Here is a 3,766-nt window from a genome sequence, read left to right as displayed (position 1 = left end):
GTATATTTTATATAGAGCATTCTCACTAAAAAAATTACACATATCGTGAGCAATGAACTGATTATACTTAACATTAAAAAAGATGATAACACCTTCTACACCTCCATATCACAAAAATTATAACATTATTTTGACATAAATACTACATTTGTAATATATTACAAATGTAGTCTTATATAAGGAGGATATTGATGAAAAAGATAAAAATTGTTCCACTTATTTTAATAGTTGTAGTTGTCGGGTTTGGTATATATTTTTATGCTTCAAAAGATAAAGAAATTAATAATACTATTGATGCAATTGAAGATAAAAATTTCAAACAAGTTTATAAAGATAGCAGTTATATTTCTAAAAGCGATAATGGTGAAGTAGAAATGACTGAACGTCCGATAAAAATATATAATAGTTTAGGCGTTAAAGATATAAACATTCAGGATCGTAAAATAAAAAAAGTATCTAAAAATAAAAAACGAGTAGATGCTCAATATAAAATTAAAACAAACTACGGTAACATTGATCGCAACGTTCAATTTAATTTTGTTAAAGAAGATGGTATGTGGAAGTTAGATTGGGATCATAGCGTCATTATTCCAGGAATGCAGAAAGACCAAAGCATACATATTGAAAATTTAAAATCAGAACGTGGTAAAATTTTAGACCGAAACAATGTGGAATTGGCCAATACAGGAACAGCATATGAGATAGGCATCGTTCCAAAGAATGTATCTAAAAAAGATTATAAAGCAATCGCTAAAGAACTAAGTATTTCTGAAGACTATATCAAACAACAAATGGATCAAAATTGGGTACAAGATGATACCTTCGTTCCACTTAAAACCGTTAAAAAAATGGATGAATATTTAAGTGATTTCGCAAAAAAATTTCATCTTACAACTAATGAAACAGAAAGTCGTAACTATCCTCTAGAAAAAGCGACTTCACATCTATTAGGTTATGTTGGTCCCATTAACTCTGAAGAATTAAAACAAAAAGAATATAAAGGCTATAAAGATGATGCAGTTATTGGTAAAAAGGGACTCGAAAAACTTTACGATAAAAAGCTCCAACATGAAGATGGCTATCGTGTCACAATCGTTGACGATAATAGCAATACAATCGCACATACATTAATAGAGAAAAAGAAAAAAGATGGCAAAGATATTCAACTAACTATTGATGCTAAAGTTCAAAAGAGTATTTATAACAACATGAAAAATGATTATGGCTCAGGTACTGCTATCCACCCTCAAACAGGTGAATTATTAGCACTTGTAAGCACACCTTCATATGACGTCTATCCATTTATGTATGGCATGAGTAACGAAGAATATAATAAATTAACCGAAGATAAAAAAGAACCTCTGCTCAACAAGTTCCAGATTACAACTTCACCAGGTTCAACTCAAAAAATATTAACAGCAATGATTGGGTTAAATAACAAAACATTAGACGATAAAACAAGTTATAAAATCGATGGTAAAGGTTGGCAAAAAGATAAATCTTGGGGTGGTTACAACGTTACAAGATATGAAGTGGTAAATGGTAATATCGACTTAAAACAAGCAATAGAATCATCAGATAACATTTTCTTTGCTAGAGTAGCACTCGAATTAGGCAGTAAGAAATTTGAAAAAGGCATGAAAAAACTAGGTGTTGGTGAAGATATACCAAGTGATTATCCATTTTATAATGCTCAAATTTCAAACAAAAATTTAGATAATGAAATATTATTAGCTGATTCAGGTTACGGACAAGGTGAAATACTGATTAACCCAGTACAGATCCTTTCAATCTATAGCGCATTAGAAAATAATGGCAATATTAACGCACCTCACTTATTAAAAGACACGAAAAACAAAGTTTGGAAGAAAAATATTATTTCCAAAGAAAATATCAATCTATTAACTGATGGTATGCAACAAGTCGTAAATAAAACACATAAAGAAGATATTTATAGATCTTATGCAAACTTAATTGGCAAATCCGGTACTGCAGAACTCAAAATGAAACAAGGAGAAACTGGCAGACAAATTGGGTGGTTTATATCATATGATAAAGATAATCCAAACATGATGATGGCTATTAATGTTAAAGATGTACAAGATAAAGGAATGGCTAGCTACAATGCCAAAATCTCAGGTAAAGTGTATGATGAGCTATATGAGAACGGTAATAAAAAATACGATATAGATGAATAACAAAACAGTGAAGCAATCCGTAACGATGGTTGCTTCACTGTTTTATTATGAATTATTAATAAGTGCTGTTACTTCTCCCTTAAATACAATTTCTTCATTTTCATTGTATGTTGAAAGTGACACTGTAACGAGTCCATTTTCTTTTTTTATGGATTTCTTATTTGTAATTTCAGCGATAACGTACAATGTATTACCTGGGTATACAGGTTTAATAAATTTAACGTTATTCATTTGTGTTCCTGCTACAACTTCTTCTCCGTATTTACCTTCTTCTACCCATAATTTAAATGATATTGAAAGTGTATGCATGCCAGATGCAATGATACCTTTAAATCTACTTTGTTCTGCTTTTTCTTTATCTATATGCATATATTGAGGATCAAAAGTTGTTGCAAATTGGATAATTTCTTCTTCTGTAATATGAAGGCTTTTTGTTTTGAATGTTTCTCCTACTATAAAATCATCGTATTTCATATATGTCTCTCTTTCTTATTCAAATTAATTTTTTAGTATGTAACATGTTAAAGGTAAGTCTACCGTCACTGAAACGTAAGACTCACCTCTAACTTTCTATTGAGACAAATGCACCATTTTATCTGCATTGTCTGTAAAGATACCATCAACTCCCCAATTAGCAAGTTGGTTTGCACGTGCTGGTTTGTTTACAGTCCATACGTTCAATTCATAACCCGCTTCTTTTACCATTTTTACTTTTGCTTTAGTAAGTTTGGCATCTTCAGTGTTTACTATTTTAGCATTACAGTAATCTAAAAGTGTTCTCCAGTCTTCACGAAACGAAGTTGTATGGAATATAACTGCTCTGTTATATTGTGGCATGATTTCTTCTGCAAGTTTAACAAGCACAACATTAAAGCTTGAAATGAGCACTTCTTGATTCTGATTTAAGTTTGTTAATTGTTCTTCCACTTGCTTAACCATACTTTTAGAAAGTGCTAGTCCATTCGGTCCAGTAATACCTTTTAATTCTACATTTAAATTCATATTATATTCATTTGCTATTTTTACTACATCATCGAAAGTTGGCAAATGTTCATCTTTGAATTTTTCACCAAACCAAGATCCTGCAGAAGCATCTTTAATTTCATCATAATTCAATTCAGTTATTTCCCCGGACATATTTGTAGTCCGTTCTAAATAATCATCATGAATGATAATCAGTTGTTCATCTTTTGTAATTGCAACATCTAACTCCAACCAGTTTATACCTTCTACTTCTGAAGCAGCTTTAAATGATGCAATTGTATTTTCCGGAGCTTTACTAGGTAATCCTCTATGTCCATATACAGTTAGCATATTACCTCTCCTTGCATTTTTATTTTTTTAATTAACGTAACTGTATTATCACATTAATCGCACTTTTATTTCCATTAAAAAGAGATGAATATCATAAATAAAGAAGTCGATAGATTCGTATTGATTATGGAGTTAATCTACGTCTCATCTCATTTTTAAAAAATCATTTATGTCCCAAGCTCCATTTTGTAATCAAGTCTAGTTTTTCTGTACCCCTTATCTGCAATTTTACTTAGGATTGCTTTTAACTTACC

At 30.6% G+C, this 3,766-nt stretch carries 3 protein-coding genes; 1 reads left to right on the top strand and 2 read right to left on the bottom strand.

The features are described from left to right. Positions 1-188: 188 nt before the first annotated feature. A complete protein-coding gene (mecA, locus tag IDG60_RS08660) occupies positions 189-2,198 on the top strand; it encodes a PBP2a family beta-lactam-resistant peptidoglycan transpeptidase MecA (RefSeq protein WP_063852655.1) in 2,010 nt (669 codons plus the stop codon). 45 nt (positions 2,199-2,243) lie between these two features. On the opposite strand, the gene IDG60_RS08655 is transcribed toward mecA, so the two are convergent. Continuing rightward, positions 2,244-2,672, bottom strand: a complete 429-nt coding sequence (locus tag IDG60_RS08655; protein ID WP_000872606.1) for a MaoC family dehydratase — start codon at positions 2,670-2,672, stop codon at positions 2,244-2,246. 96 nt (positions 2,673-2,768) lie between these two features. Then, the gene (locus IDG60_RS08650; protein ID WP_000958858.1) at positions 2,769-3,512 is read right to left on the bottom strand and encodes a glycerophosphoryl diester phosphodiesterase; all 744 of its coding nucleotides are present in this window, start codon (positions 3,510-3,512) and stop codon (positions 2,769-2,771) included. Positions 3,513-3,766: the final 254 nt, after the last annotated feature.

The organism is Staphylococcus sp. EG-SA-2, from assembly GCF_017152085.1.
This window is presented reverse-complemented; position numbering and strand designations above follow the sequence as displayed.

What these genes read in the sequence shown, in the direction of transcription:
- IDG60_RS08650 (WP_000958858.1), bottom strand. Translation starts at nt 3,512, where the DNA reads ATGCTAACTGTATATGGACATAGAGGATTACCTAGTAAAGCTCCGGAA.
- IDG60_RS08655 (WP_000872606.1), bottom strand. Translation starts at nt 2,672, where the DNA reads ATGAAATACGATGATTTTATAGTAGGAGAAACATTCAAAACAAAAAGC.